Source organism: Limibacter armeniacum (genome assembly GCF_036880985.1).
GTDB classification, from domain to species: domain Bacteria; phylum Bacteroidota; class Bacteroidia; order Cytophagales; family Flammeovirgaceae; genus Limibacter; species Limibacter armeniacum.
Window position 1 is genome coordinate 851691 of record NZ_JBAJNO010000009.1, and the last position, 25573, is coordinate 877263.

Genomic DNA, 25573 nt, shown 5'->3' on the forward strand with positions numbered 1-25573 from the left:
CGACACACAAAGGTACAACTGTTTTCACTACCTTGTTAGCAAACACCCTTTAATAAACTAACAAAGAATGGCAAAGTTAGAGAGACGAAACTTTATCAAGAAGATTGCTACTGCTGCCGGGTCATTCGCTGCAGGCGCTACACTGACCTCCTGCAACCAAAACCCTTCCGACAAACCTGTCAATATACAAACTTCAACAAAAACCTATAAATGGCGATGTGTCACAGTATGGCCTCCAAACTTCCCTGTTTTGGGCACGGCCGTCGTAGACATGGCTAAAGAGTTGGAACACTTGTCTTCCGGCAGGTTAAAAATTCAAGTCTATGGAGCTGGGGAACTGGTTCCTGCTTTAGAGGTTTTTGATGCTGTACAGCTTGGTGCTGTTCAAATGGGACACAGTGCTTCCTACTATTGGGCAGGTAAGATGCCTTCATCCGTTTTCTTCACCAGTATTCCATTTGGAATGGTTGCCGAACAAATGAATGCTTGGTTGTTTTACGGCGGCGGCTGGGAACTTTGGCGTGAACTATACGAACCACTTGGTATCGTACCATTCCCTTGTGGAAACACTGGGGTACAAATGGGTGGATGGTTCAATAAGGAAATCAACTCCATTCAGGATATCCAAGGTCTAAAAATGAGAATGCCTGGACTAGGAGGAAAAGTGATTGCCAAATCAGGAGGCTCTGCTGTAACAGTACCTGGTGGTGAGATTTACACTAACCTGGAACGGGGAGTGATTGACGCTACCGAGTGGATAGGCCCTTACCATGACTACCTGATGGGTTTTCATAAAATTGCACAGTACTATTACTACCCCGGTTGGCATGAGCCTGGATCTGTCTTGGAACTGATCTGTAACAAGAAAGCCCTAGAGGAACTACCTAGTGAATTACAGGAAATGGTTAAAACCGTAGCCATCAAATACAATAACCTGATTTTATCTGAGTTCGAGGCTAAAAACAACGAATACCTTCAGAGGATCTTCAGAGAAAGTGATGTTGAATTGAGAGCATTCCCTGAAGAGGTAATGAAAGCACTAAAGAAGAACACAGAAGACGTCCTCCAAGGCTTGACTACCTCTGACCCTTTTGCGAAAAAGGTCTATGATAACTTCAATAAATTCAAAGGTGAAATAAAGTCATGGGGAAATATTTCTTCCAAAGCCATGACCGAATACTTATAACCATTTGCGCAAGGCTTACCACCTTGCGTTTTTACTTAAAATAGATATGAACAAGGTTAGCAAACCAAAAACTTTTTTATCTGCAGAATGGCGTAAACTGGTCATGGCCAACTACGCTGTTGACCCCACTTCTTTACAGCCTTACCTTCCTCCCAATACAGAACTGGACACTTGGAACGGCACCTGCTATGTCAGTCTTGTAGGTTTTATGTTTTGCGACACCAAAGTACTGGGAGTGAAAATTCCTTGGCATATCAACTTTGAGGAAGTCAATCTAAGGTTTTATGTCCGTTATAAGGCTGGCAATGAATGGAAACGAGGTGTTGTCTTTATCAAAGAGATTGTACCTAAAGCTGCGATTACGTTAGTTGCCAATACACTTTACAATGAAAAGTATGCTACCATGCCAATGCAACATGAATGGAGAGAAGAAGAGGATCACTTATCCGTTGCTTACAGATGGAAGTTTGAAGGTGAATGGAACCACATCAACGTACAAACGGCACTACAACCTGTTAATATTGCAAAAGGAAGTGAGGAGGAATTTATCACAGAACACTATTGGGGTTACACCAAAACAGGTGCTAACCAGACCTCTGAATATGCAGTGGAACACCCTGTATGGGATGTCTACCCAGTACAGCAATATGATATCCACTGCAACGCATCAGCACTTTATGGACCTGAATTTGGAGAAGCAATGAGCAGCGAACCTGTATCAGTATTAATGGCTGAAGGCTCCCCAATTTTGGTTCGCCGTGGTATTATCATTTAGCTTTTATTAAAAATTCAGCAGCATTTTTTTTTCTAATATGCAATTACGACAAACAAAGTAGGCTAAATAACGTATAGCGCCCTCTTGTTATCGAGTCCCTTCTTTTCCTATAAGAGTCTGCTCCTATAGGAAATCCTTTATGCCCCGAATTTGTTATTCGCTATAACAAGGCAGCCACCTCTGCCATGTACTCAACCCAAATCAACATGACTCCAAACTCAGCTTTCAACATGAAACAACTGACGTCACTTCTATTTTTGCTGCTATTCAATTCCATGTCGCTTTTCAGCCAATATGAAGCTCCGGAGTTTGCAGCAGCACTGGACCTTTATGAGAGACAGCAATACTCAGAAGCCATCCCTCACCTAGCTAAATATATCGCAAAAGACCAATCGAATGCAGAGGCTTACAAGATAAGAGGCAACTGCTATTGGGAGCTAAACAAACCAGACAGTGCACAGTCAGACTATTTGAGCGCATTGAATATAGATAGCAATTTTTCCGATGTCCACTTTAACCTAAGCGGAATCTATGAAATCGGTGCACAATATGACAGGGCTCTTAAACACCTTCGAACATATACCGTTCTGGAGCCAGAAGATCCCAACGGTTATGCCCGAATTGGTGTCATTCAACATATGCTCAACAACAATGACTCCGCCCTTTACTATTTAGACAAAGCCCACAACCTTGATATGGAAAACCTGATGGTTCACTATTATCAAGCATGGATCAATTACTATGAGCAAAACTTTGAGGAGGCAATCGAATGGGCCAATAATGGTAAAGCACTTGATCCACTCAACAGTGACCTTTACCTGATTACAGGTTTGGCACACTTCAGAAACGGGACTTTTGAAGCATCTGCCCGAGAATTTGACCAATCCTACAAATTGACCGACGACATCGGTAACCTTGTACTAAGAGCAAAATCAGAAGTATTTGCCTCTACTGACTCCGCCCTTCTGGTACATATAGAAATGTCGGAATATAGGTTCAAGCATATCAATACCGATGCGTTAGCCTCCTTAACCCGAAATGCGGCTGACGTTTCCAACAAGTACCATTACAGTAAACTAATCGAGCGGTTTGAGGAAAAAGAGTGTGACTTCGGGCTTGATGAGTACTTTATGCTTTATCTAGGATTCAGCATGCAAGGTGAATATGCCCCATATGGTCTCGAACATAAAGAGCTGTATAAACTTTTTGAAAAGGAACAATACGATCAGGTTATTGAATTGGGACAAACGATGTTAGAAAAAGCTCCTTTCAATGGCATCAGAATATATGAAATGTTGGCTATCGCTTACCTGCATCAGGAAAATGAAGAAGCATTTTACTCCTACATAAAAAAGTATCAAGGCATTGTCAATGCGATTCTGGCAACAGGAGAAGGCAGTTCTTTCGAAAATGCATTTATCGTCACCTCTCCTGGAGATGAATACGATATACTCAAAATGCTAGGCTATTCTTCCACCAGCCAATCACTTCATTTCAAAGACGGTCACAGCTACGATTTACTGGAAGCCAAAGATCAGTTTGGAGATAGCCGCAAGTTCTATTTCAACATTGACCAGCCTTACTCTTCACTTGCCAATCAGTGGGGACTTGAAAAAGGAAAGAAGGAAAAAAGAAACAAACGTAAAAAGGACTAACAGAACCTTTACAATCTACCCCCTGAAAACTTGTGAAGACCTCCGTAAGTTTTATCTTTGCTCAGACTTCTGAGCCTGCAAGACAGCTTTAAAATCCATCCGCCTAGCGGACATGTCTTTACAGAACCTCGAGGTTATATTTACACATTAAATACAAATTTACTTTGATGAATAAGGCTGAAGAAATTGCAAAAGTCAAAGCGGAAATGAGCAAACAAGGCCGCTCATTTATCTACCGTCAGGATGCTGAAAACGACGAAATGCAGAAAAACGTAGTTTTTGTCACTGAGATCGACGGTGAAGAAATCTTGTTCGACGCATTCTTCTACACTTTGGAGATGGAATTCTTCTCCAATATTTATGAAGAAGCGGTTGAAATGGCTATTGAGAAAAAGCCTGAATACAAAGACAAAGATTTCAACGCCATCGAGGGAGAGCATGTAGACTTGATGGAGTCTATTGCGGAAGAGCTGGCTAAAGATGAAGATTATCAGGTACAGGAGTTCTACGATCTGGAAGATGATGTAGAAGCTTATGGCGTTGCACTGGACGTTTGCCTGAACAGAGCAGAAATCACTGAAAAAGACATCGAAGAGTTTATCAAGAAATTCAAAGAAGGAGAAGGGGATGTTGAATTAGACGAGACATTCTACTCTTTCTCAGAAGAATAAAATAAAAAGGCTGAACAGTCAATTGCTGTTCAGCCTTTTTTATGTTGTATCTATCTCTAACCAGATTCAAGCCCTGTACTACAGCAATGCTTCTGCGGTTGCCTCCTCAGCTTGTCGCTCATATTCTGCTACTTGCTGCCATGTAGTTCTGATCAAACAGCCTGGTTTACCTGTATCCTTGTGCTTGATAACAGTAGTCATATACACATCACTTGCTACCTGCTTCTCTTCTGTCTCCACTTCCAGTGACTGACCATATAATGTTTCTGCCAAAAAGTTGATTTCAAACCCCTTAAACTGATGCGCCTTGTGAAAAGCAATCGGATAGCTGTTCAAAGCCCATGAAAGGTATTTCACGTTATTGGCATGCAATGCGGGATCAAGATCCGAATACTTCACTTTTACCTCATCTACATAGTCAACATGCTTTGGAAGGGGTAACTTTTCCAGACTATCACGGTCAATAGCTGAAAGGTCTGAACGTATTGTTACCTTTTTTGCCATATCTTCCAGCGACGTAGGTCTTCTTTTCTTGATATCAACCGCATACCATAGCGAAGAACCTCTCAGAATAACCTCTCCTGCTGTATTACGGATAATAAAGTCTCTCAAAGACGTTACTCCCTCTGCACTTTTCACCCAAGTTTCTACAGTTACTTCATCTCCCCAAACTGGCAGTTTTTCAGCCTCTACCTTGAGACGACTCAAAACCCATATCCTACCTGTGGCAATCATTTCCTTGATTCCAAACTCGTTGAAATTAGAATGATTTCCTCCAGCTTCCTGTAGCAGTTCAGAAATAGTAGAAATGTTCATCTGAAAGTTTGGTCCCATCTGAAAAGACTTGATCGTCTGTTTCTCCTTCCAAACACCTTCCTGTATCATGCGCTAAGTCTGTTAGTAAAGTTAAATTCGATTATGAAATAGCTTGCTAATTAATAAAACAATGTCTTATAAACTCTCTTTTAGTCAAGTTAGGTTTCTGAATTACCCCAAATATTTGTTAAGAGTTTGATACTGAATTCCTCTTTTTATTCATTTTTTTTCCCTAAAAAGAGATTTTTTTTCAAAAATCGTTCACCCACACTCATAACTAATTGATTTTCAATACCAAACACCAAATTCATTCTTATTACTTTGAATATTTATATTTAACATTGATTTAAAATAACTTAGAATAGTACAATTTTATATTATTTTATTCATTTGAAATAGCCTTAAAACAACATTTAAAAGCCATTCATAAAAAAATAATATTGCAATAATGCAAAATATCACTACCTTTGACTTATAAGATTTAGCTAAAAACTACAATTTACTTTTTCAGCTGAACGACATTATTATTTAAAAGTGATTTAACCAATTTTTTGACTCATATAGTCCATTGTCGGAAATGGACACCTTATTTTCGGCTTTAAGCTAAAAAGCAACAAAAGGCTCTTACCGTAATGGAAAGAGCCTTTTTTTATGGCTTTGCATTACCTTTCTGTAAATTATAGCACTGAAGATGTTACAAGTCCTCTGTACGAGGTATTTCTTCTCAACACCACATAAATCAAACAATTACAACTATCTCTACTGATGTTTGCGCTCATTGATTGCAATAGTTTCTATGCTTCCTGTGAAAAGGTTTTCAGACCAGACTTAACACATAGTCCAGTTATTGTACTTTCCAATAATGATGGTTGCGTCATTGCCCGAAGTCAAGAAGCTAAAGCGCTTGGTATTCCAATGGGTATTCCTTTTTTCAAGATCAAGCACTTGATTAAGCGCCACAATGTGGCTGTATTCTCAGCTAACTTTCGTTTATATGGAAGCCTTTCAGCACGTGTAATGGAGACATTGGCACATTTCTCTCCACACATGGAGATCTACAGCATTGATGAGGCATTTTTAGATTTAAGTGGAATCGATGATATAGAAGGGTATGCCCAAACTCTCCGTCACACAGTCCAACAATGGACCAATATCCCTGTATCTGTAGGTGTTGCTCCTACAAAAACACTTGCCAAACTGGCTAACCATGCAGCAAAAACAAAAAGTGGCATGAATGGCGTTTGTATCTTCCACCCCGATCAGGATTTTAGAAAAATAATTAACCCTATGTCTATCAATGAAATATGGGGAATTGGAAAACAATACACCAAGCAACTACAAAAAATAGGCGTCACTTCTGTTGAAGACTTTATAAGCCTTCCTTCAGGATGGGTCAAGCGTAATATGCATGTAACGGGATTGCGTACACAACGAGAGTTACTAGGAGAACCTCATCTGTCTTTAGAGGAACAATATACCCCTAAACAAGGTATATGCACAGCCCGTACATTCAGCAAGGCGATTAATACAAGGGTAGGTGTACAAGAAGCTGTCAGCTCATTTGCTGCCAATGTCTGCCGAAAGCTCCGCAAGCAACATAGTTGTGCCTATAAGATCACCGTTTTTGTACAGACTGACTCGTTCCGGGAGCAGCATCCTTATTATGGCTATATTTCAGATGTCTTGAACACGCCAAGCAACGACACGGTCACTATTACAAAAAAAGCACTGGAGTTACTAGACAAAGTCATCAAGCCCAGACATAACTACCGAAAAGCTGGTGTACTTGTAACGAACCTTGTCCCTGAAAAGCAACTACAGTTACCCCTATTCCCACCTTCCTCCATTGATGAAGACGACAAACGGCAAACTCTTATGCAAGTCATTGACAAATTGAACCATAAATGGGGAAAGGGTAGTATCCACCTTGCTACACAAGGCATAAAGCCTGCTTTCCAAATGAAACAGGCTTACCGTTCTCCAAACTATACTACCAACTTATGGGAAGTACCAGTTGCTACCATCTAACTACCTGCCTGAAACTCCTCAAAAACCTCTTGAAATGGCTTCAGGTTGCCTTCAGGATTGTGTTTGCGGAATGTATTTTTGTCTTCCCTAATGGCAAAAACAATATGGGAAAACACTCCCTGAAACTCTTCCTCTGCAAAAACTTCCTGAAAAAGCCTGGCAATATGCTTAGGTGGGTTACAAAAAGCACCACATCCGAATGCACTCAAAACCAACGAATCGTGTCCATGTTTGGCTGCGATACGCAGTACTGTGCGGATTTTTTGCTTGGTTGGCGCGATAAAATCAGGACGCAATAAATAATGACTTCCTTGTTTGATCAATGCTGGACGGTTAATGGCAGGCACTGTTACCACTGACACCTGATAAGGGGTGTCTAGCAATCCATACCCCGTTTCTTCTGAAGAGCGAAAAACAGTCACTCCAGGTGAATAAATGCCTCCTGAAGCTCGATTTATAGGATACTTAAACCGATGATGCGGTCTTACGCCATATACAGCTGCATACTCTATAAACTGATAAAGAGAGACAAAAAGATTACTCCTTCTAAAGATATTTTCTTCTTGAGCACCTGCTCCCTGCAGCACTCCTCCTCCAGGGTTCCGGCGGCTTGCCATATTGAGCAAGGCAGGATTGAATCCTTTTGCCAGCATGTTTTGAACCGTATCAAGGCAGTCTGCATTCAGCACCTCGATCTTAAGATCATGTTTATTTTTTTGGGTATCCAATGGATGGAACTCATCTGTTTCGTTATAAAAAACAGTATCAGCAGTCAACTTATCTTTAAGTGCTGTATCCATCTCCACCTCACTTTCCTTTGTAGTATAATGCCCGTCCTTTACAATTCTCACGGTATGCTCAAATACCTGACTTCTTAATTCCTTATAACCATGATTTTTACGGATTGCTTCCTCAAAATCTTTCAACCACCGCACAGGATTCCACGAAAGTGGCAAACGGTTAACACGATTGTCTATCATCTAAAACTATTTTTGGGTATTTGTCTTTGTGTTAGTAATTGAGATGTCTGAAAAAGTAGTTATGACATTTGGATTCCAGACTGTAAATCTTTGAATTAATTTATAAAAGAAAGCCTATATAAACCCATTTTCAATCAAATAATTCTTCCATTTTTTATAGAAAAGGTAAATTTACCCTGTTAGCATATGCATACCGCTCAGTTAGCTATACTTAATTCTATACAGTTTCAACAGTCCTGTTTTATATTTTAAGTAAAACCACATCGACTCATTTTATACTTTGTTATGAATTGAATTAATCTTTAATCTAAAAATTGACCTTGAATTGAAATCAATATTGCGATGTACAAAAAAAGAGTTTGTCAGGTTTATATCGCTGACAAACTCTTTTATCTCCTTTATAGGAAAAGATCAAGACCTCTCTACCTGAACGCTACCAAACTGTTGACGCTGTTCATACTTCAGTTTTCTAATAGCTTCCTTATCTTCCTTGTTCTTCTTATAAGCAGCCTGATAATCCGACTTGGATGGCAAAGCCGCTTCTCCTTCTTTGTTTACAGCATGGTACTTCTTCAACAAAGCATCGTAGCCATTTCTACCCTCCTTCTCACTGATATAATTATCCAAAAGTTTGGAAAGCAGGTTATCTGCCTCACGGGCAATTTCAATATAAAGGTTGCCGATCTTTCGGTGGTTTTCTATATCCTTTGAGAAATTAAAAAAGGTCTGAATTGCCGCAATAGCTGCCGCCACAAAAGAAATGACAGAAACCAATCCCTTCCTGAAAGCCTCTTCCCTCAATAATTCTATCAAGCTTGAGCCAATTATCACATTGATCAACACAATGGTAATACCCATATACTTATTGGAGTTATGCTTCCGTTGGGCTGCATTAAAGTGCATATCCTTATTTAGACGAGAATCGCACTGAAGTTCTTTGAGTAGTATTTCCAGGTTTACTGACATATTGAAAAAGTTAGTTGTAGCTAATGAGAAAATTCGGGTCAAATATAAGCATGTGGGTAATAGGTATCAGCAAATTTTTGAAGTCTTTCAAAGAAAATACCCGCCCTCAAAAAGAGCGGATACAACATCCATATCTAATAATCCAGCTATTTTGATAATTGGCTTACAATTGTCGGATCTGTAATCTTATCATCCTCAGCCAACAACATAGCTTTACTTAATACCAAGGACAGTCCCCTGTCTCCTTCGAATGGCAAGAATACTTTATCGGTATTTACATCCTTACCTCTTGAAGGCACAATACATAGGTATTGGTCATTTGGCTCCATCAGGATGTTACTACTACCAATATGGATCTTGTAAGTTCTGATTTTTCCTTCTACCCTCAGGAACTTACCATCTATCTTTGCCACATTCCTGATCTTAAGTCTTGGCACAAGTCGCTCTAGTATTTCCTTACGGTTCTTGGCAACCTCCGTCAAGTCACCAAATGAGTAAGAGGTCCAATAATCACGGAATTGTGACAAGCCACCATTGTCTCTCCATTCAGGGTCATTCCCCACACTACCTACTCCCACAAACAAGTCTACATCCCGCATCACTTCCGAGAATACAATTTTAGGAACATCAACCAGTTCTACCACGTCCCCTTTCGTATCTACAAAACGCACTTGATCTGTAGAAACATATAACCAAATCCCTGCTTCATTAAATGAATCACTTGCACTTAACTCATTGATCCAATATTCAGCCCTCAAGCCACGTCGAGACAGGTCAATATAAGCGATCTCACCATCACGCCCATCATCATAGGACCCCAACAGCGAATAGTTCCAACCTCGGATTGCTGTCAAAGCATTCAATTGATGCTGTTTGAGCAAGTGAGCTGCCATACGATTACTGTAAGTACGTGTATTCAACTCGGCTTCCGTAAGTAGATAAATCTCCCTGTAAGCCTGCTTGATTGGCTGCTGAAGGCTCAACGTTTCCATTCTTTCCCGCCAAGCCAATACGGTATCTGTATCGGAATGTACTGGATGCCAAAGGGAAACAACTGTTTCATTATCAACCCACGCTAATGTAGTTCCTGTTACATCCTGCCACTGATCTCCCTGCCAAAGCGCTTGTACCTCCTGCTCTCCCTTACGCATCGTCCAAATCAGCTTTTGGGCTACAAATCCCGTCAAACCATGATTCAGGTAATACTTCTCAAAATTTTCGTAAGACAGTTCTCTTTCCAATACAAACGAACGGTCAATGCGGTCACGCTGTGCGGACAGGGTCTTCTGTATCTGCTTTACTTCCGCTTTCAGCTGTTTTAACTTCGTTGCTAACTTGGTACTTTGCTTGACAAATGCAGGATCTGACTTCTGCAAAGTACCATCCGGCTTGACCCATTGTGTGGTGATCTTGCCTACTTTCTCAATACTTACTTTTAGCGTATAATCCTCGAAAGCTACTTCCTTTACTCCTTGCTCCAAACCATAGGTTGGTACCGATAAGTCTTCAATTTCCTCCTCCGAAATATTGAGCTTGGCAGCTGCTTCCTGCACATATTTCCCTATAAGCTTTTGTACGTTATTTTGCTTTACACGAAGCTTCAATCGTGAAAGGTGGCTGATTCCTTCCAGTCCTTTTGAATGTCCCAAAACATAGACGGCAGCATTTCCAACACTGGCAGCAGCAGGTCCAACACTTGGTATTTTACGGTAACACCTTTCAGCCAATGCAGCCAACGAACTCAAGGTTTTACTATCATGGAACTGTAGCAGTGACCATACCATCCCTTTCAGGATCGTATTATTCTCTCCTTCCAAGAAAATGTAATAACTCCAGCCGTGCTCTCCCTTTTCTTTATCCGCAAGGGTTGATGCAAAAGCGATCCATTCCTGCATCTGCTTCCTGAAGCGATCTCCCTTAAACTGAGCCACCAATTCCTTGGAGGCTTTCAGGTATTTTTGAGCAGGTTTACTTCCATTCGCTGTTGCGGTATGTTTTAGAAATAAGAACCAAAGGTCTCTTTCTGCCTGAGGTAATTCGGCTACAGTAGCATTGACTGTTTTTCCAAAATTGTCCTCTTCTATTAGTTTAAAAGGCTGTACGATTAATTCCCCATCTGCACCTTGCGACAGTATATCTAATAATTTCAGTTTAACTTTTGACAAAACACTTCCCCAACGAATTGAATATCTACCAGCGATGTCACTAAACTCTTCCCAGGTCAACATTTCCTGAAGGTATGCTCGAAGCTTCTCTGAGAATCCTTCTTCTTTAATCATTCTTTCAATTTGCTTAAGGGCAAAACCCATAAAACCATAGAATTGAACATCAGTACTCCCATTCTGATACTTGAACTTATTCATCAAGTCTATCCACTGCTCTACACTATATGTAATCTTGGTACGCAGTATCGCCCGAAGAAAGCTTTCAAAGAACTGAGTGATATAATAGATTTCCACCTTTCCATACTTACCCACCCCATAATACTCTTTGATTATTTTCCTTCTTACTTTCTCATCGTCAGATCCTTCATAGTAACCACTGGCGTGAATCAACTGATCAGCGGCGAACAGCACCGCATCTCTTTTCACCTCATCCGACTCCTTTTTCAACAAGTCATATGTAGGTAAAATAGCAAAAGGCACCTCCCTGTAAGCAGTAAGTTCATCTTCTTTGTCTGCCTCCCTTAAAATAGTCATCACTAGGTTTACAGCCGTTTGAGAAAGATTTCCAGTGTCAATCATAGTCTTCATATTCTGGTTGTTATTAATATATTCGCTTTGAAAGCCACATAAATCACCCGCTCACCTATTGATGAGAGTTATTTCATAAAGCTATTCAATAGTCTATTTCTCTATTATTTATAATTGCAAAGGCTGTTTATTTAATACCTTCCCATTTCTCTCACCCTGTTGCTCATGCTAATCATGAAGGGATTGATCATAATACAAACCTAAACAGGCAGACCGTAAATCAGATGTGGTCTAAAAAATCACCTAATACCTGTCAGGTTTAAATAACAGCATGCCTTCTGTTAAGTCTGTGAGTTGTATTCTCAAAAAAAGCATCCACCCTTTCACTTAGGATGGATGTCAATCTTATTACCTTTTCAATTGCCTAACAATTGTCGAGTCTGTGATCTTATCATCCTCTGCCAGCAACATCGCCTTACTCAATATTAATGACAGCATTTTATCTCCTTCAAATGGCAGAAACACTTTATCTGTATTTACATCTTTCCCCCTTGCTGCCACAATGCACAGGTATTGGTCATTAGGCTCCATCAGAATATTGCTGCTACCGATGTGAATCTTATAATCTCTGATCTTGCCTTCTACACGCAGAAACCTATTCTCCACTTTGGCTACATCCCTGATCTTGAGTCTTGGTATCAGACGCTCCAGTATTTCTTTTCGGTTCTTGGCTATCTCTGTCAAGTCACCGAATGAGTAAGACGTCCAATAATCACGGAATTGCGGCAATCCTCCATTATCTCTCCACTCAGGGTCATTCCCCACACTGCTTACCCCCACAAAAAGGTCTACATCACGCATTACTTCTGAGAATACGACTTGGGGAATATCTGTCAGCTCCACTACTTTCATTTTCCCTTTCATATTGATAAAGCGCACCTGATCTGTGGATACATACAGCCAAATACCAGTATCATTGAACGCATCGTCCGATTCCACGGCATTGACCCAAAACTCTGCTCTTAAGCCCCATTTTGGCAATTCAATTGAAACGGTCTCATCATGTCGCCCATCATCATAATATCCAAGCAAAGAGTATTTCCACCCTCTTACACTTGCCAAGGCATTCAACTGATGCTGCTTAAGGATATGGGCAGCCATACGGTTACTGTATACATTGGTATTAAGCTCTGCATCCGTCAACAGGTAAACTTCCCTGAATGCCTGCTTGATTGGTTGCTGTAAGTTCAGTTCCTCCAACCTCGTTCTCCAAGCCAAGACTGTATCTGCATCAGCATATACAGGGTACCAAAGTGAAACCTCTGCTTCACTATTTACCCAATCCACTTCAGTACCGTTTACATCCTGCCATTTGTTGTCTATCCAAAGCGCCTGCACTGATTGGTCTCCAACCTGCAACGTCCAAATCAGCTTTTGGGCGATAAAACCTGTCAAGCCATGGTTGAGGTAATACTTCTCAAAGTTTTTATAGGTCCATACCCTTTCCTGTACAAACATGCTATCCAAGCGGTCACGCTGGGTTGAGAGCGTATGTTGTAGCTGCTTCACTTCACCCTTAAGTTCCTTCAGCTTCTCAGCCAGCTTCTCGTCTTGCTTTACAAAAGCAGGAACAGTCTTCTGAAGGGCTCCATCAGGCTTGATCCATTGCATAGCAACCTTACCTACCTTTTCGATACTCACTTGTAAGATATAATCCTCAAATGCGACTTCCCTTACTCCATTTTCCAAACCAAAAGACGGTACAGACATGTCCTCAATCTCTTCCTCTGATATATTGAGTTTTAAGGCTGCTTCAGCCATGTACTTCCCTATCAAAGTCCTTGTATTGTTCTGCTTAACACGGACTCTCAATTGAGACAGGTAACCGATACCTTCCATTCCTTCACTACTTGCCAGTACATAAAGGCATGCATTTCCTACACTAGCAGCAACAGGCCCAATACCTGGTATTTTTTTATGGCACTTCTCTGCTACAACTGAAAGTAAGTTCAGGGTTTTGCTGTCATAAAACAGAGCAAGGGACCATATGAGTCCTTTTAGCACAGTTACATTATAAGCGTTCAAAAAGGAATGGTACCGCCAGCCATGGTTAGTGGTCTCTACAGTGACAGGCATACGTGATACGACGGTCAACCACTCCTGCACCTGCTTCATGAAGCTATCCCCTTCAAACTTCCCAACCAGTTCTTTAGCAGTTTCCACAAACTTCTTGGAAGGTTTACCGCCATCTGCTGTAGAGGCATGCATAAAAAGCGTATACCAAAGGCTTTTCTCCTCTTCTGACAGGCCTGCCACAGTTTCATTTACTGCCTTCCCAAAGTCATCCTCTTCAGAGAGTAGGTAAGGTTTTACCTGATCACCCTCATCTGAGAGCAATGCCATTAGTTCCAGCTTTAATTTTGTAAAATTCATCCCCCAACGGTATCCTCCATCAGTACCGTCAAACTCCCTCCATGTTATCATTTCCTTCAGAAATTCACACAGTTCCTCAGAAAGCCCTTCCTCCTTAATGGTTCTTTCAATTTGCTTAATTGCATACCCTATAGGCCACCTTTCCAAACCATGTGTTTCTGTATCGACCTTATTGTCATAATACTTAAACTTTAACACCAAGGCTTTCCATTGCTCAACACTGTAAGCAATTTTAGATTTCATCATGACATTCATAAGGTCATAATAATAATCGTAGAGGTGAATGTAATAATAGCTGTGATTTCTAAACTTATCTTTCTGTCCAAAAAACGTCTCTAGCAGCAGTTTCTGGGTTTCTTCCTCTTTGTCTGAAAAACATATCCTCATCGCAATCAGCTGATCCGCCAAATGGATAACAATATCCCTTTTTACCTCATCTGATTCTTTCTTTATTTTCTTATAGGTAGGCGACTCGGAGAACAAAAAACTCTCACCTCTTCTATGCTCATAGTTTTCACTGAGGAGCTGGTCTACTAAGTCTATAGCTTTTTGGGATATATTGGTTACTTCAACAGGGTTACTCATGGTATGGTTGGTTTATGTTTTAGAAAAAATCTGGTTTATCATCCTCCCACCAGGGGCGTAAGTTTAATAAAACTGATAACTGTTTGGTCTGTCACCAAAACCTCCTGCTCCAGATCTTCTGCCTGTACATCATCTACCAGCACAAAAAATCCATTTTGCTGAAATGCCTCCAAAGCTACATACAATTGCTTTTCGACATCTACAGGCTCGAAAATTCTCTTACTCCGGTCACTGTTCAAACGTTGCTCTACTTCTGTAGGCAACACTAATCTTTTATAATATTCAGGTTTACTGTTATGTCCTTCCACTTCTGTCTTTACCCTCGCCTCAATAATGTCTTTAACGGTTACATATTCCTTTGCAATTTGCAAAGTCAGTTCATGAAGAACCTTACCTGTTGCCGTTTCATCTTTTATTGTAATCGTTTTCATATTAGGGTTGTTAAGTGATTGATTATAAAACTAATCTAGAGAGACAGACCGTAAATGAGGTATGGTGTAAAAAAATCACTACAAAAAAACGGTCTATAAATACTTTTCTGACCAAATATAAACAAAAAGGCAAAGGGAATGGAAATAGGTAATTTTCCAATAATGAAAATACCCACTCTTCTGCCATAAAAAAGAGTGGGTACTAACTTCATATTATCAATCCTGCTATTTTGTCAATTGACTAACAATAGTCGGATCTTTAATCTTATCATCTTCCGCCAACAACATGGCTTTGCTCAATATTAATGACAGTACTGTATCACCTTCAAATGGCAGGAATACTTTACCTGTATTCACTTCTTTGCCCCTTGCTGCTACAATACACAGGTACTGGTCATTAGGCTCCATCAAGATATTACCACTACCGATATGGATCTTGTAGTTTCTGATCTTGCCTTTTACATGCAAGAACTTATCCTCCACTTTGGCTACGCTCTTGATTTTAAGCCTTGGCACCAAACGCTCCAACACTCCCTTACGGTTCTTGGCTATCTCCGTCAGATCACCAAATGAATAAGATGACCAATAGTTATGGTATTGAGGCAACTCTCCACTGTCTCTCCATTCAGGGTCATTTCCTACACTACATACCCCCACAAAAAGGTCAACATCACGCATCACCTCTGAGAATACAACTGTCGGTATATCCGCCAACGGCACCACAGTTCCATCTTTATCTTTAAAGCGTAATTGATCCGTTGATACATATAGCCACATTCCTATCGTATTGTGTGCATCGCCCACTGCTACGGCATTCACCCAAAATTCAGCGACCAATCCCCACTTCGGCAATTCAATGAAAACTCTCTCATCATCGTTTCCGCCATCGTAGTATCCCATCAGGCTGTATTTCCACCCTCTTACACTTGCCAATGCATTCAGCTGATGTTGCTTAAGAATATGGGCAGCCATACGGTTACTATATGTATTGGTATTGCGTTCCGCATCTGTCAGAATATAAATCTCTCTAAATGCCTGCTTAATTGGTTGCTGTAAATTCAACTCTTCCAATCGTGTTCTCCAAGCCAAGACTGTATCTGCATCCACATGTATTGGGTGCCACAGTGAAACTTTTGTCTCATTGTTCACCCAATCTATTACAATACCATTCACATCCTGCCACTTCTCATCTAGCCAAAGGACCTGTACCGATTGGTCTCCATGCTCCAAAGTCCAGATCATTTTTTGGGTGAGAAAACCTGTCAGGGCATGATTGAGATAATATTTTTCAAAATTCTCATACAACCATGACCTCTCCTGTATAAACAAACTGTCAAAGCGGTCACGTTGCGTAGACAGCATATTTTGCAATTGCTTTACGTCTTCCTTCAGCACCTTCAGTTTCTCCTTCAGTTTTTCGTCCTGCTTGACGAAAACCGGTACAGACTTCTGAAGCGCACCATCAGGCTTGACCCATTGCATGGAGACTTTACCCACTTTTTCGATGCTTACCCTTAAAGTATAATCCTTAAAAGCTTCTTCTTTAACCCAATTCTGTAGACCATAAGTGGGTACTGACAAATCCTCAATCTCCTCCTCTGAAATATTGAGCTTAGCCGCCGCTTCAGTCACATATTTATCAATCAGCGATTGGGTATTGCTTTGCTTTACACGTACTCTCAAACGTGACAGGTGGCTAATGCCTTCTATACCTCTGCTGTTAGCCAGTGTATAAAGGCTTGCATTTCCTACACCTGCTGCGGCTGGACCTACGCCTGGTATTTTCTTATAACACTTCTCTGCTACAATTGCCAGCAGGTTCAGGGTCTTGCTATCATGAAACTGAACCAGTGACCATACAAGTCCTTTTAAGACTTTTCCATTCTCAGTATCCAACATGATGTATTGCGGCCAATACTCATTTGTCGAGATATTAGTAGTAGACATATTCGAAACAAAAGTCAACCACTCCTGCATCTGCTTTCTGAAACGGTCGCGTTTAAACTGACCTACAAGTTCTTTGGCTGTTGTGGAGAACTTTTTTGAAGGGGTTGCACCACTGGAGGTCGCCGCAAGCATAAAAAGCTTATACCAAAGTTCTTTCTCATCCGCTTCCAATCCTGACACTACCTGATTGACGGTTTTTCCAAAATCTTCTTTCTCAGACAGGACAAAAGGCTCTATTCCTTCTTCTTTACCTGATGACAAGAAATCAACTAACCTAACTCTCAATTTCTTCCAATTAGAGCCATATTCTGTCAGCTCTTTCCATGTAAGCATTTCTCTCAGGTATGCCTCCAACTCAGGTGTAAGCCCTTCCTCCTTGATCATATGACCAAGTTGCTTTACTGCATGTCCCAAAGGCCAGTAGTTGAAGCCATCTTGCCTAAACTGGTTGATCAGTGTTATCCATTGCGATTGTTTAAACACAATTTTAACCTTCATAAGCACCTCGACAAAGCCTTGAGAAAACCAATTAAGGCGGGAATAATAATCAGCCTCTCCTTTATGGTGATCTTGTTTCCCAACAAGCTCCCTCAACTTTTCTCGTCTGACTTTAAGATCTACCTCTACTAAACAGGCTTGTATGGTCAGTGATTGATTGACCATATAAAACACAATTTCTGCCTTTATCTCATCTGTTTCGTTTTTGATCTGCTGGTAGGTAGAAAAGTCCTTAATATAGCGATAATCGTCACGTTCAAAATATTCATCGATTAATTGGTTCACTAAATCAATGGTTCTTTGAGATACGCTAGTTGCTTCAATAGCATTATTCATAACACGGTTGATATAAGTTATTTGACAAAAAAAATCTGGTTCAATAGACAGTATTACCGATAGTTTTTTCTTTGTGATAGAAACTCAAAAAATTTGCAATAAAAAAGCCTCTGTAGTTAACACTAAATCATCCTCCTACCAAAGGAGTCAGTTTGATAAAGCTGATACTTGTATGGTCTGTCACCAATACTTCCTCATCCAGCTCATCTGCCTGCACATCATCTACCAATACAAAAAATCCATTCTGCTGAAATGCCTGTAACGCTATATATAGTTGCTTTTCAGCGTCCACTGGTTTAAAATTTCTCTTGTTACGGTCAATGTTCAAGCGCTGTTCTACCTCACTAGGCTGTACCAGCCCATTAAATTTTTCAGGTGCTTTTCGGTTATACTCCTCAACTTCAGCCTTTACTCTCGCCTCAATAATGTCTTTTACAGTTATCAGTTCATTGGCTACTTGCAAAGTTAATTCATGAAGAATCTTACCTGTTGCTGTCTCGTCTTTGATTGTAATCGTTTTCATTTTGGGACTATTAAGTGAATGTTGATATGACAAATCTAATAAAGGAGACCGTAAATGAAGTGTGGAGTAAAATAGATTTATAAAAAAACCTTTACCCTCATGCTATTGGGTAAAGGTTTAAAAACAGATAAGATCAATATTGGGTTCTTATATTTCTTTCTGGACTCCTATATCTTTTTTCAGAAGCCATCTTTTTGCCTCTTCTTCAGTAGGAAAAAAGTGTGTCAGAAGGTTCATGCTCGCAATTGGTTCATCAAAAATCTGCTCGACAGAAAGTTGGATAACCAATTCACTACTGACAGAAAAAGCCGCTTTTTTGACTCCTACCTGTACCATCTTAGCTATGATTTCATTATCAACCCATGACTGCAGTTCTGGAGAAACTGTAAAGAAGAAGTCAATTGTTCGTACATAAACACAAGATGGTTTCACTTTACGAATATCATTCAGGTACATTTTCAGAGATTCTTTGAATAACTCATCTGTCAATGTATTTGATGTTTTCTGCCAATATGCTTCCACCATATTATATGCTGGCACATAGAAATCTTTCAAAAATTCATTGGAAGATAATTCTTGTTTCATCATAGTTAATTCATTAGGTAAAAAACAAGGAAATCAAACTGAGCACAAACTACTTAATAGACTTTTATATATGGCATTTTGATACAAATAAAAAGTAACATTTCACCTCTATAAAGCCAAACTGCATACCCTCATTCACAGATGTAAATAAGCATATATAGTACAACTGTATGAAATAGTCTCTATTCCCTACTGAAGTGTAATAAAAAATAAACCCGCATGGGGAAAAGGCGCTTTATCTTTCTATCACCCATTCGAAACATTTATAACACATAACGACTAAATATAAACTACACTTCTACACTTCCATCAACCATTTGCGAGCCTTTTTCTCGTCTACAAAATAATGTGTTTGCAAGTAAGTTTTTGCCGAAGGGCTATCCATCGTTTGCTCAATAGACAGTTGCGTGATCAAGTCCGGATTTAAGGTAAAAGCCATCTTTTCTGCACCTGTATCGATCAATACGGAAATCACCTCATTATTTACCCATTGTTGTACTTCGGGATCAATCACGTAAACAAAATCAGTGGCTTTGACCAAGATGAATCTAGGCTTTGTCGCTGTCACATTTTCAACAAACCCCAGCATTGTTTTTTTGTAATCAGCATCCTTCATTCTACGGGTTTCTGGTTTCCATTCGGCTTCCAGTAACCTTAATGATGGATAATAGTAGCACATCAGAAAAGATGTATCAAGCAGCTTTTTCCTCATAATTAGTCACTTGAATGCGTTTTATTGTCTAAACATTAAAGAATTTACACAAAAAAGTATCACTTATTCAAGCCATATCCCTGACTCTTATTATCATATGAATAAAAAAAACCACCCTGCTATAGCAGGGTGGTTACACTAATCGGAACTGTATAAGTAAAATTAAGATATACTACTTTTGCTAGAGTCTTGCTTCCCACTGATCAAAGACGGTGGTATGTTTTGTCAAGGATTCCTTTTCACGGACTGCCTGTAAAAATGCCTGATAAGTATTTTTGGATTTCCCTTTAGCCTTATCTGCATATTCCAAAAACGCTGCATTAAACTGCTCGACTCTTTCTTCCAAACGGTAAATCAGTACAGGAAGTACTTCGTCTCTCACTTTTCGTTTCGGATGACCGAAAAATTCCAGTAACTGCGGTGTCATGGACAGATCATCCTGAATCTGCCTGATGCCAAATATGACCAAATTGGCAGGCAAGCTTTCCATTAACTCAAATAGGTGGACTTTCGAATAGATATTGTGGTAGTGTTGTGCAAAGCTGTTATCCTCAAAGTCACAGCTCTGATGGATTGCCTGATAGTTTTTAAGGATAAAATGCATTGCATAGGATTCTCCTGCACCAATTTCAATCAGCAGGTTATAGAACTCTGCAGTGATATCCTTATCCATTCTTCTGGACAGGTCATCCCAATGTGACCAATAGTCATACACTCGGTTCATATGCCCAAAGCGCACCAACATATATAAGGCCCGATGTTTCACCTTATCCTCATATGCCCAGATCTGAGCATCCAGAGAACTTGGAATATAAGCAACGAGCTTAGGCATTAGCTTCTCTTCTATTTCTGTAAAGTCACCAGTATTGAAAAGGTAATCTTTGATCCACTCAGCAGCTTCCTCAACTTCTTTCTGAGCCAAGAGGTTTTCTTCCTCATTTCGAGCCCATCCGGGTTTTTCAAAGTTGATTATTCGTTTACAGAAATCGTCTAGTGCTTCTTGAAGCCTTTCCTCGTTTTCTTGATGGATGAAATCCTCAAATTCCTTTCTTGAGTTAAGCTTGTTAGCTGCCGATATAAACCTTAATCTTCGATTCATATCCAGATATTGGATAGCACCTTTTAGTGCTGCCTTTTCTTTTTCTTCCTGACGTTTCCACAAACCCGGTTGATCCTCATCTATCTTATCATAATAGGCATAAGCTTCCTCCAATGTATGCAAACGATCAATGGCAGCCTGCTCTGGATCTGTATAATGGTCTATTTTCTTTTGTAAAAAGACAATCTCCCAAGCTTTTACCTGACTCAATGGAACTCCAAGTTTATCCATAAGCTCGATAAAATCATTCAGGTTCATCGGATCGATTAACTTCTGGTCATTATGAAAATTCTTATAAACCAAATCCAATGCTTTTACTGGATCCACAGACACCAACAGGTTGAAAACCTTCTTTAGTGACGGTTCAAAACTCATAGGCAATCCTCTGGCTCCATAAGCAGCAGCAGCCAGTAGCATCCCTATATTTTCAGAACGTCGGAAAAGGTGAACATAAGGAGTTCCCTTATGGTTTTCTTCAGTAGCAAAAAGATCCTGCAAGATCGCCTCCACCTCTTCCAAAGGCATTGGTGCTGCCTGCTTCTTGGCAGCCTCAAATATTTGAAGTTCTTCCTCTGTCAAGGCAGCAGGTCCTCCCTGCATCAATTTCATTATGATCTCTCTTGGGGGTGGTGTTGCTTGCTTCCCGATACAGTATTCTTTTACTGCTTTGACCTTGGCTTCCAACACCTCTACATCCGAGACTTCACTAGCCCCTCTATAGCGTGAGTACTCCAACATTTCATACATCAAGGTATCCCAAAAGTGATTGGCAAAGAAATCCACCAATACCTGCAGGTTTTCGTCAGGTCTAAGTCCTCCCTCCTTATTGCAAACATAAGCGACGGAGAGCAATTGGCTACCGTATACCACAGAACGGTCGGTTACTTTTGGCAATACAGCCAGCATACTCTCATCCATATACTCACGATGATATTCTTTCGCATTGTCCAACACCTCTTTCCAAACAGTAGGATCTTGCTTATAGAGCAGATAAATCCTGTCCAAAGAATTGAGAGGCATGTGTTCTATAAAAAACGATGAAATTAAAGATGCCACCTTCTTCGCAAGCACCTCTTTATTGTCAACCTTATATCGCTCTTGCAGGTCCTCCATGTTGCACAGCTCATAGGTATCTACAATCGCTTCTATTGTATCATCATCAAGTAGCTCTTTCCCTCCCAAATGAAAGAATACATCCACAACTCTCAATGCTATTTCCTTATTCGGAGATGGTTTATAGCTTTTACCACCAATAGCATTAACAACGTATTCATCGTCATCATCATCACTATATTCATCAAAGTAGTAGCGCAATATAGGCTCCAACTCACTGCCCATATATTTCAAGCGTGGCAGGATTTTCAATCCTCTATCTTCAGCAAGTGACAGTAGTTCGGCTGGTACTATTGTATCCAGTACTTCAGGGTTTTCTCCATGCTGAACATATGCCCAAATCTCCTCCCCATTATCAAACCCATTAATAAGGAAATCCTTATTTACAGCATATTCACCACCCTGCTCTTCTTCATGGTCCACTAAATCGTCCCAAACATCTATTGCACTTTTTTCATTTTTCTGGAAAAAATAAGCTGAAGGTGAAACTCCTTCAAGGACACTGTTGACCTTGCTACGCAGTTGTGAAATTGTTCCCGCATAAGTGTTATGAACAAAGACCTCCTTTTCCATCTCTTCCTCAGTCATGGATGGCAAAATGCTGCTCATGATCAGTTCCACAATATGCCTACCTTCGTCATCCTCCTTCTCAATAGGGAATAAACGGACATGTTCCACTACCTCATCACAGAAATACACAAAATCGTCAGGGTTTTCCTGAAAATGGTCATGCAATTCACAATCCCCATTATAGTCATTCTTCGCTACCCGTTCGATCTGCTCATCATTATATGAGTTGGCTATAGCCTTCAGTATGTGCTGGCCATATCCCTGCTTTTTCTTCAAAGCCTTCAGGTAATTGAAAACATAATCAGCATGTTCAGAGTCCCAGTAAGGAGTAATATATTGTCCTATCAAGTAAGTGTACTCAGGATAAAACAAGGCTAGTGTATAAATGATATCCAAACCAAATACGTGGCAATCATCAATCCACAGGGAATCTGTATCATTTTTATCAATTGAAAATGCTACAATCGCCTCTGCAATCTCCACCACTAATTGCTTTAACTCAGGGTGCTCCAACGCTGCTACAAACACAACCGCTTCCGCAAAGCGGGGATCATTAACCCAAACCTCTTTCCGTGATTTTTTAAAAGAAAATGCACCTTCCCCATTTGCCAAAACAGCTTCAACCATTTCAGGGTTGACCACATCGCCATAATCAAAATATCGAGGCTCACCATTTTCTTCTGCATAAAATAGAGGAGTATATTTTTCCTCAAAATCCAAGTTCTCTACATCAAAACCTATCTTGAGTGCTGAGTTTCTTAATTTTGATAAAAATGTTTCAAGTGCTTGCTGCAAAGAGTCTTTGCTCTGTAAGTCAACTACAATCAGATCAGATTTTTCCTTCATCTTAGATTAAAAAAATTAAGGGTGAAAGTTTATAATCGAGGAGCTAAACAAGTAGTACAATTGATGGCAAAAAGCTAAGAAACATAGGTTTCTTACAGGAAAGATGATTGCTTACCATAGGCTTTAGAATACCAAAGACTAATAAAAAAGTAGTCCCTCAAAAGATAAAAAAACACCTCCATTAATTATGGTTTCAGTTCTTGTTGCAAAAGTGCAAAACCGAGTGATTTGAATTTCGGTCACCACTAATATGCCAACAAACTTACTAACGAAATGACTAAGCCTTCAGGAAAAAAATGTGAATATCTGTTACTAAAAAAACGACTAGCATTACACCTGAGTCACCATTTCAAGATAACACCATAACTGTCAACAGCTAACAAAACCAATGTCTCAACACCAAAAAGTTTTCACAAAAAAAAGTCTCCCATTTACGAGAGACTTTCTTTTAAAACAGGTTTAGTATTTCATTAACTTCAACGTTTCTTGTTTACTTTTTGAAATGACCTGTAAGATTAGCATATCTGAGGTTACCTTTTCAATATCAATGGTAAGCAACGTTGAACCTACATCCACTTGCTTTTCTTCTGCATAATGGACCACACCGTTCATTCCTACAAGCTTAAATATTACGCTTTGTGCTATAGGACTGTGAACTTGCAGTTTCAGCTTATTGGTTGCTATTGGGTTACCACTTAAATTCTGAACCGTAAAATCTCCCTCAGACTGATCCCTTACAATCAATGGAAAATATTCAAACCTTCCGTTGTAGTCCACCTGCTTCAAACGGTAATAGGTTGTTAGTCCTTGGAAAGGAGCTTCATCCAAAAATTCATAATCCACTCTTGACTCACTAAATCCGTACCCTTGAACAGTACCAATTCGTTCATAGTTTTTACCATCCGAAGACCGCTCTATTTCAAAATGGCTATTACTGATCTCAAATGCTGTTGCCCAATAAAGTAGTGTACCATCTGATTGGTTCTTGGTAGAGAAAAAGATTAAATCTACAGGAAGTGGAGCATATGCCATACCTGAGACAGCTTCACCGGAGGCTATACTAACTTCACATGGTACACAACCACTTCCTCCGCCAGCTTCAACACTTGCTCCTCCATTTCCAATTAATGTTAGAGAAATGATATAGTATCTGGTATCAGGATCTCCAATATTATTGTCGGTAAAAGTAATGGCTCCAGCTGCTATTTGGTTAAGACTTAAACTAGTAGTGATTACATCATAAGTACTGCCATTATCTGGATCATAAATATCAATATTGTTGGTACCATGAATAGCCACTGCATCAACACTAAAATTTGTAATATCATTGATACCTGTCGCATTCCAAGAAAAATTCACAGAACTAGAACCTGAACGTTCTGCAGCAAAGTTTTTTAGAATTGAAATACCTTCTTTATTTCGACCACCAGCACATGCTATATCATCAAACTCACTAGACCAAGCTGTATAATCAGAACTTCCAATAGCAGCTAAACTCCAATCAATGCTTTCCAACTCGCTCTCAATAAAGAAAAAAGCCCCTATCGACCCAAATAACCAATGTTTTGCATCATTCACCAAACCCACTCCCACTCTAGGACAACCATTGGTATCGTACTCAACCACAAGCTCCGCAATATAACTTAAGGCTATTCCAGCATAATTATTAACTTCCAGTGTACCTGTTGCAGAGATCACGAAATTTGTTGGCACCATATCATTCCTCAAATCCCAGATATCTAAAAAAATTAAATTTCCAGATGGGGAATCAATCGTACCATCTAAAATCACATTAATTTCCGAACAGCCATTTGCCTCAAGTTGAGCAATTTCATCTGAAACATCTGGCCAAGTACCATTAAAATTCCCAGTAATATGGATATCACATCCATCAATTGTTCCATCTTGCGCATAAGTGTTTAAAGGAAACACTAAAAAAAATCCACCCATTACTACTACTGTAGTAATAGTTAAAACATTAAGCAGGAAGTTTCGCATGTTAGTGTCAGGTTTTCGTAATATCTCAAAGAGATACATGTAGTTTTAAAAAGTAAATTACTAAATCATTCATCATCATTACACAAGTATAATATCAGTAAAAAGTAAAATTATTCTCAAATAAATG

General features: G+C 39.8%; 17 protein-coding genes. 5 read left to right on the forward strand and 12 right to left on the reverse strand.

The genetic code is table 11. The features are described 5' to 3' along the window. The first annotated feature begins 67 nt into the window (after positions 1-67). The 4 genes from V6R21_RS21320 to V6R21_RS21335 all read left to right on the forward strand — a co-directional run bounded on the left by V6R21_RS21320 (position 68) and on the right by V6R21_RS21335 (position 4287). Positions 68-1186, forward strand: coding sequence for a TRAP transporter substrate-binding protein (locus V6R21_RS21320; protein WP_334245564.1), 1119 nt, complete (start codon positions 68-70; stop codon positions 1184-1186). Positions 1187-1232: 46 nt separating this feature from the next. Further along, positions 1233-1961: a YqjF family protein gene (locus V6R21_RS21325; protein WP_334245565.1), complete on the forward strand. Its 729-nt coding sequence runs from the start codon at positions 1233-1235 to the stop codon at positions 1959-1961. A 230-nt stretch (positions 1962-2191) separates the two neighbouring features. Further along, positions 2192-3616: a DUF4919 domain-containing protein gene (locus V6R21_RS21330; RefSeq protein ID WP_334245566.1), complete on the forward strand. Its 1425-nt coding sequence runs from the start codon at positions 2192-2194 to the stop codon at positions 3614-3616. A 167-nt stretch (positions 3617-3783) separates the two neighbouring features. After that, positions 3784-4287, forward strand: a complete 504-nt coding sequence (locus V6R21_RS21335) for a hypothetical protein (protein ID WP_334245567.1) — start codon at positions 3784-3786, stop codon at positions 4285-4287. A 78-nt stretch (positions 4288-4365) separates the two neighbouring features. On the opposite strand, the gene V6R21_RS21340 is transcribed toward V6R21_RS21335, so the two are convergent. Next, positions 4366-5172 (reverse strand): acyl-[acyl-carrier-protein] thioesterase, encoded by an 807-nt coding sequence (locus V6R21_RS21340; protein WP_334245568.1) that lies wholly within the window; start codon positions 5170-5172, stop codon positions 4366-4368. 696 nt (positions 5173-5868) lie between these two features. Between V6R21_RS21340 and V6R21_RS21345 the strand changes: the two genes are divergently transcribed. Next, positions 5869-7131 (forward strand): Y-family DNA polymerase, encoded by a 1263-nt coding sequence (locus V6R21_RS21345; RefSeq protein WP_334245569.1) that lies wholly within the window; start codon positions 5869-5871, stop codon positions 7129-7131. Here the strand turns inward: V6R21_RS21345 and V6R21_RS21350 are convergent. The 11 genes from V6R21_RS21350 to V6R21_RS21400 all read right to left on the reverse strand — a co-directional run bounded on the left by V6R21_RS21350 (position 7128) and on the right by V6R21_RS21400 (position 25446). Beyond that, a complete protein-coding gene (locus V6R21_RS21350) occupies positions 7128-8111 on the reverse strand; it encodes a TIGR02452 family protein (RefSeq protein ID WP_334245570.1) in 984 nt (327 codons plus the stop codon). The two genes, V6R21_RS21345 and V6R21_RS21350, sit on opposite strands and share 4 nt — an antisense overlap. A gap of 411 nt (positions 8112-8522) precedes the next feature. After that, positions 8523-9077, reverse strand: a complete 555-nt coding sequence (locus V6R21_RS21355; RefSeq protein WP_334245571.1) for an SLATT domain-containing protein — start codon at positions 9075-9077, stop codon at positions 8523-8525. Between the two features lie 146 nt (positions 9078-9223). Next, on the reverse strand, positions 9224-11830 hold the full coding sequence (locus tag V6R21_RS21360; protein WP_334245573.1) for a DUF4132 domain-containing protein: 2607 nt from the start codon (positions 11828-11830) through the stop codon (positions 9224-9226). 348 nt (positions 11831-12178) lie between these two features. After that, on the reverse strand, positions 12179-14788 hold the full coding sequence (locus tag V6R21_RS21365) for a DUF4132 domain-containing protein (RefSeq protein ID WP_334245574.1): 2610 nt from the start codon (positions 14786-14788) through the stop codon (positions 12179-12181). Positions 14789-14826: 38 nt separating this feature from the next. Beyond that, positions 14827-15219 carry a hypothetical protein gene (locus V6R21_RS21370; RefSeq protein ID WP_334245575.1) on the reverse strand — a complete coding sequence of 131 codons (393 nt, stop codon included), beginning with the start codon at positions 15217-15219 and terminating at the stop codon, positions 14827-14829. A 225-nt stretch (positions 15220-15444) separates the two neighbouring features. After that, positions 15445-18000, reverse strand: a complete 2556-nt coding sequence (locus V6R21_RS21375) for a DUF4132 domain-containing protein (RefSeq protein ID WP_334245576.1) — start codon at positions 17998-18000, stop codon at positions 15445-15447. Positions 18001-18127: 127 nt separating this feature from the next. Beyond that, positions 18128-18523 carry a hypothetical protein gene (locus tag V6R21_RS21380; RefSeq protein ID WP_334245577.1) on the reverse strand — a complete coding sequence of 132 codons (396 nt, stop codon included), beginning with the start codon at positions 18521-18523 and terminating at the stop codon, positions 18128-18130. Positions 18524-18670: 147 nt separating this feature from the next. Further along, on the reverse strand, positions 18671-19111 hold the full coding sequence (locus tag V6R21_RS21385) for a hypothetical protein (protein WP_334245578.1): 441 nt from the start codon (positions 19109-19111) through the stop codon (positions 18671-18673). A 295-nt stretch (positions 19112-19406) separates the two neighbouring features. Beyond that, positions 19407-19820 (reverse strand): hypothetical protein, encoded by a 414-nt coding sequence (locus tag V6R21_RS21390; protein WP_334245579.1) that lies wholly within the window; start codon positions 19818-19820, stop codon positions 19407-19409. A gap of 181 nt (positions 19821-20001) precedes the next feature. Continuing rightward, positions 20002-23448: a hypothetical protein gene (locus V6R21_RS21395; protein ID WP_334245580.1), complete on the reverse strand. Its 3447-nt coding sequence runs from the start codon at positions 23446-23448 to the stop codon at positions 20002-20004. 459 nt (positions 23449-23907) lie between these two features. Next, on the reverse strand, positions 23908-25446 hold the full coding sequence (locus tag V6R21_RS21400) for a hypothetical protein (RefSeq protein ID WP_334245581.1): 1539 nt from the start codon (positions 25444-25446) through the stop codon (positions 23908-23910). Positions 25447-25573 lie beyond the last annotated feature (127 nt).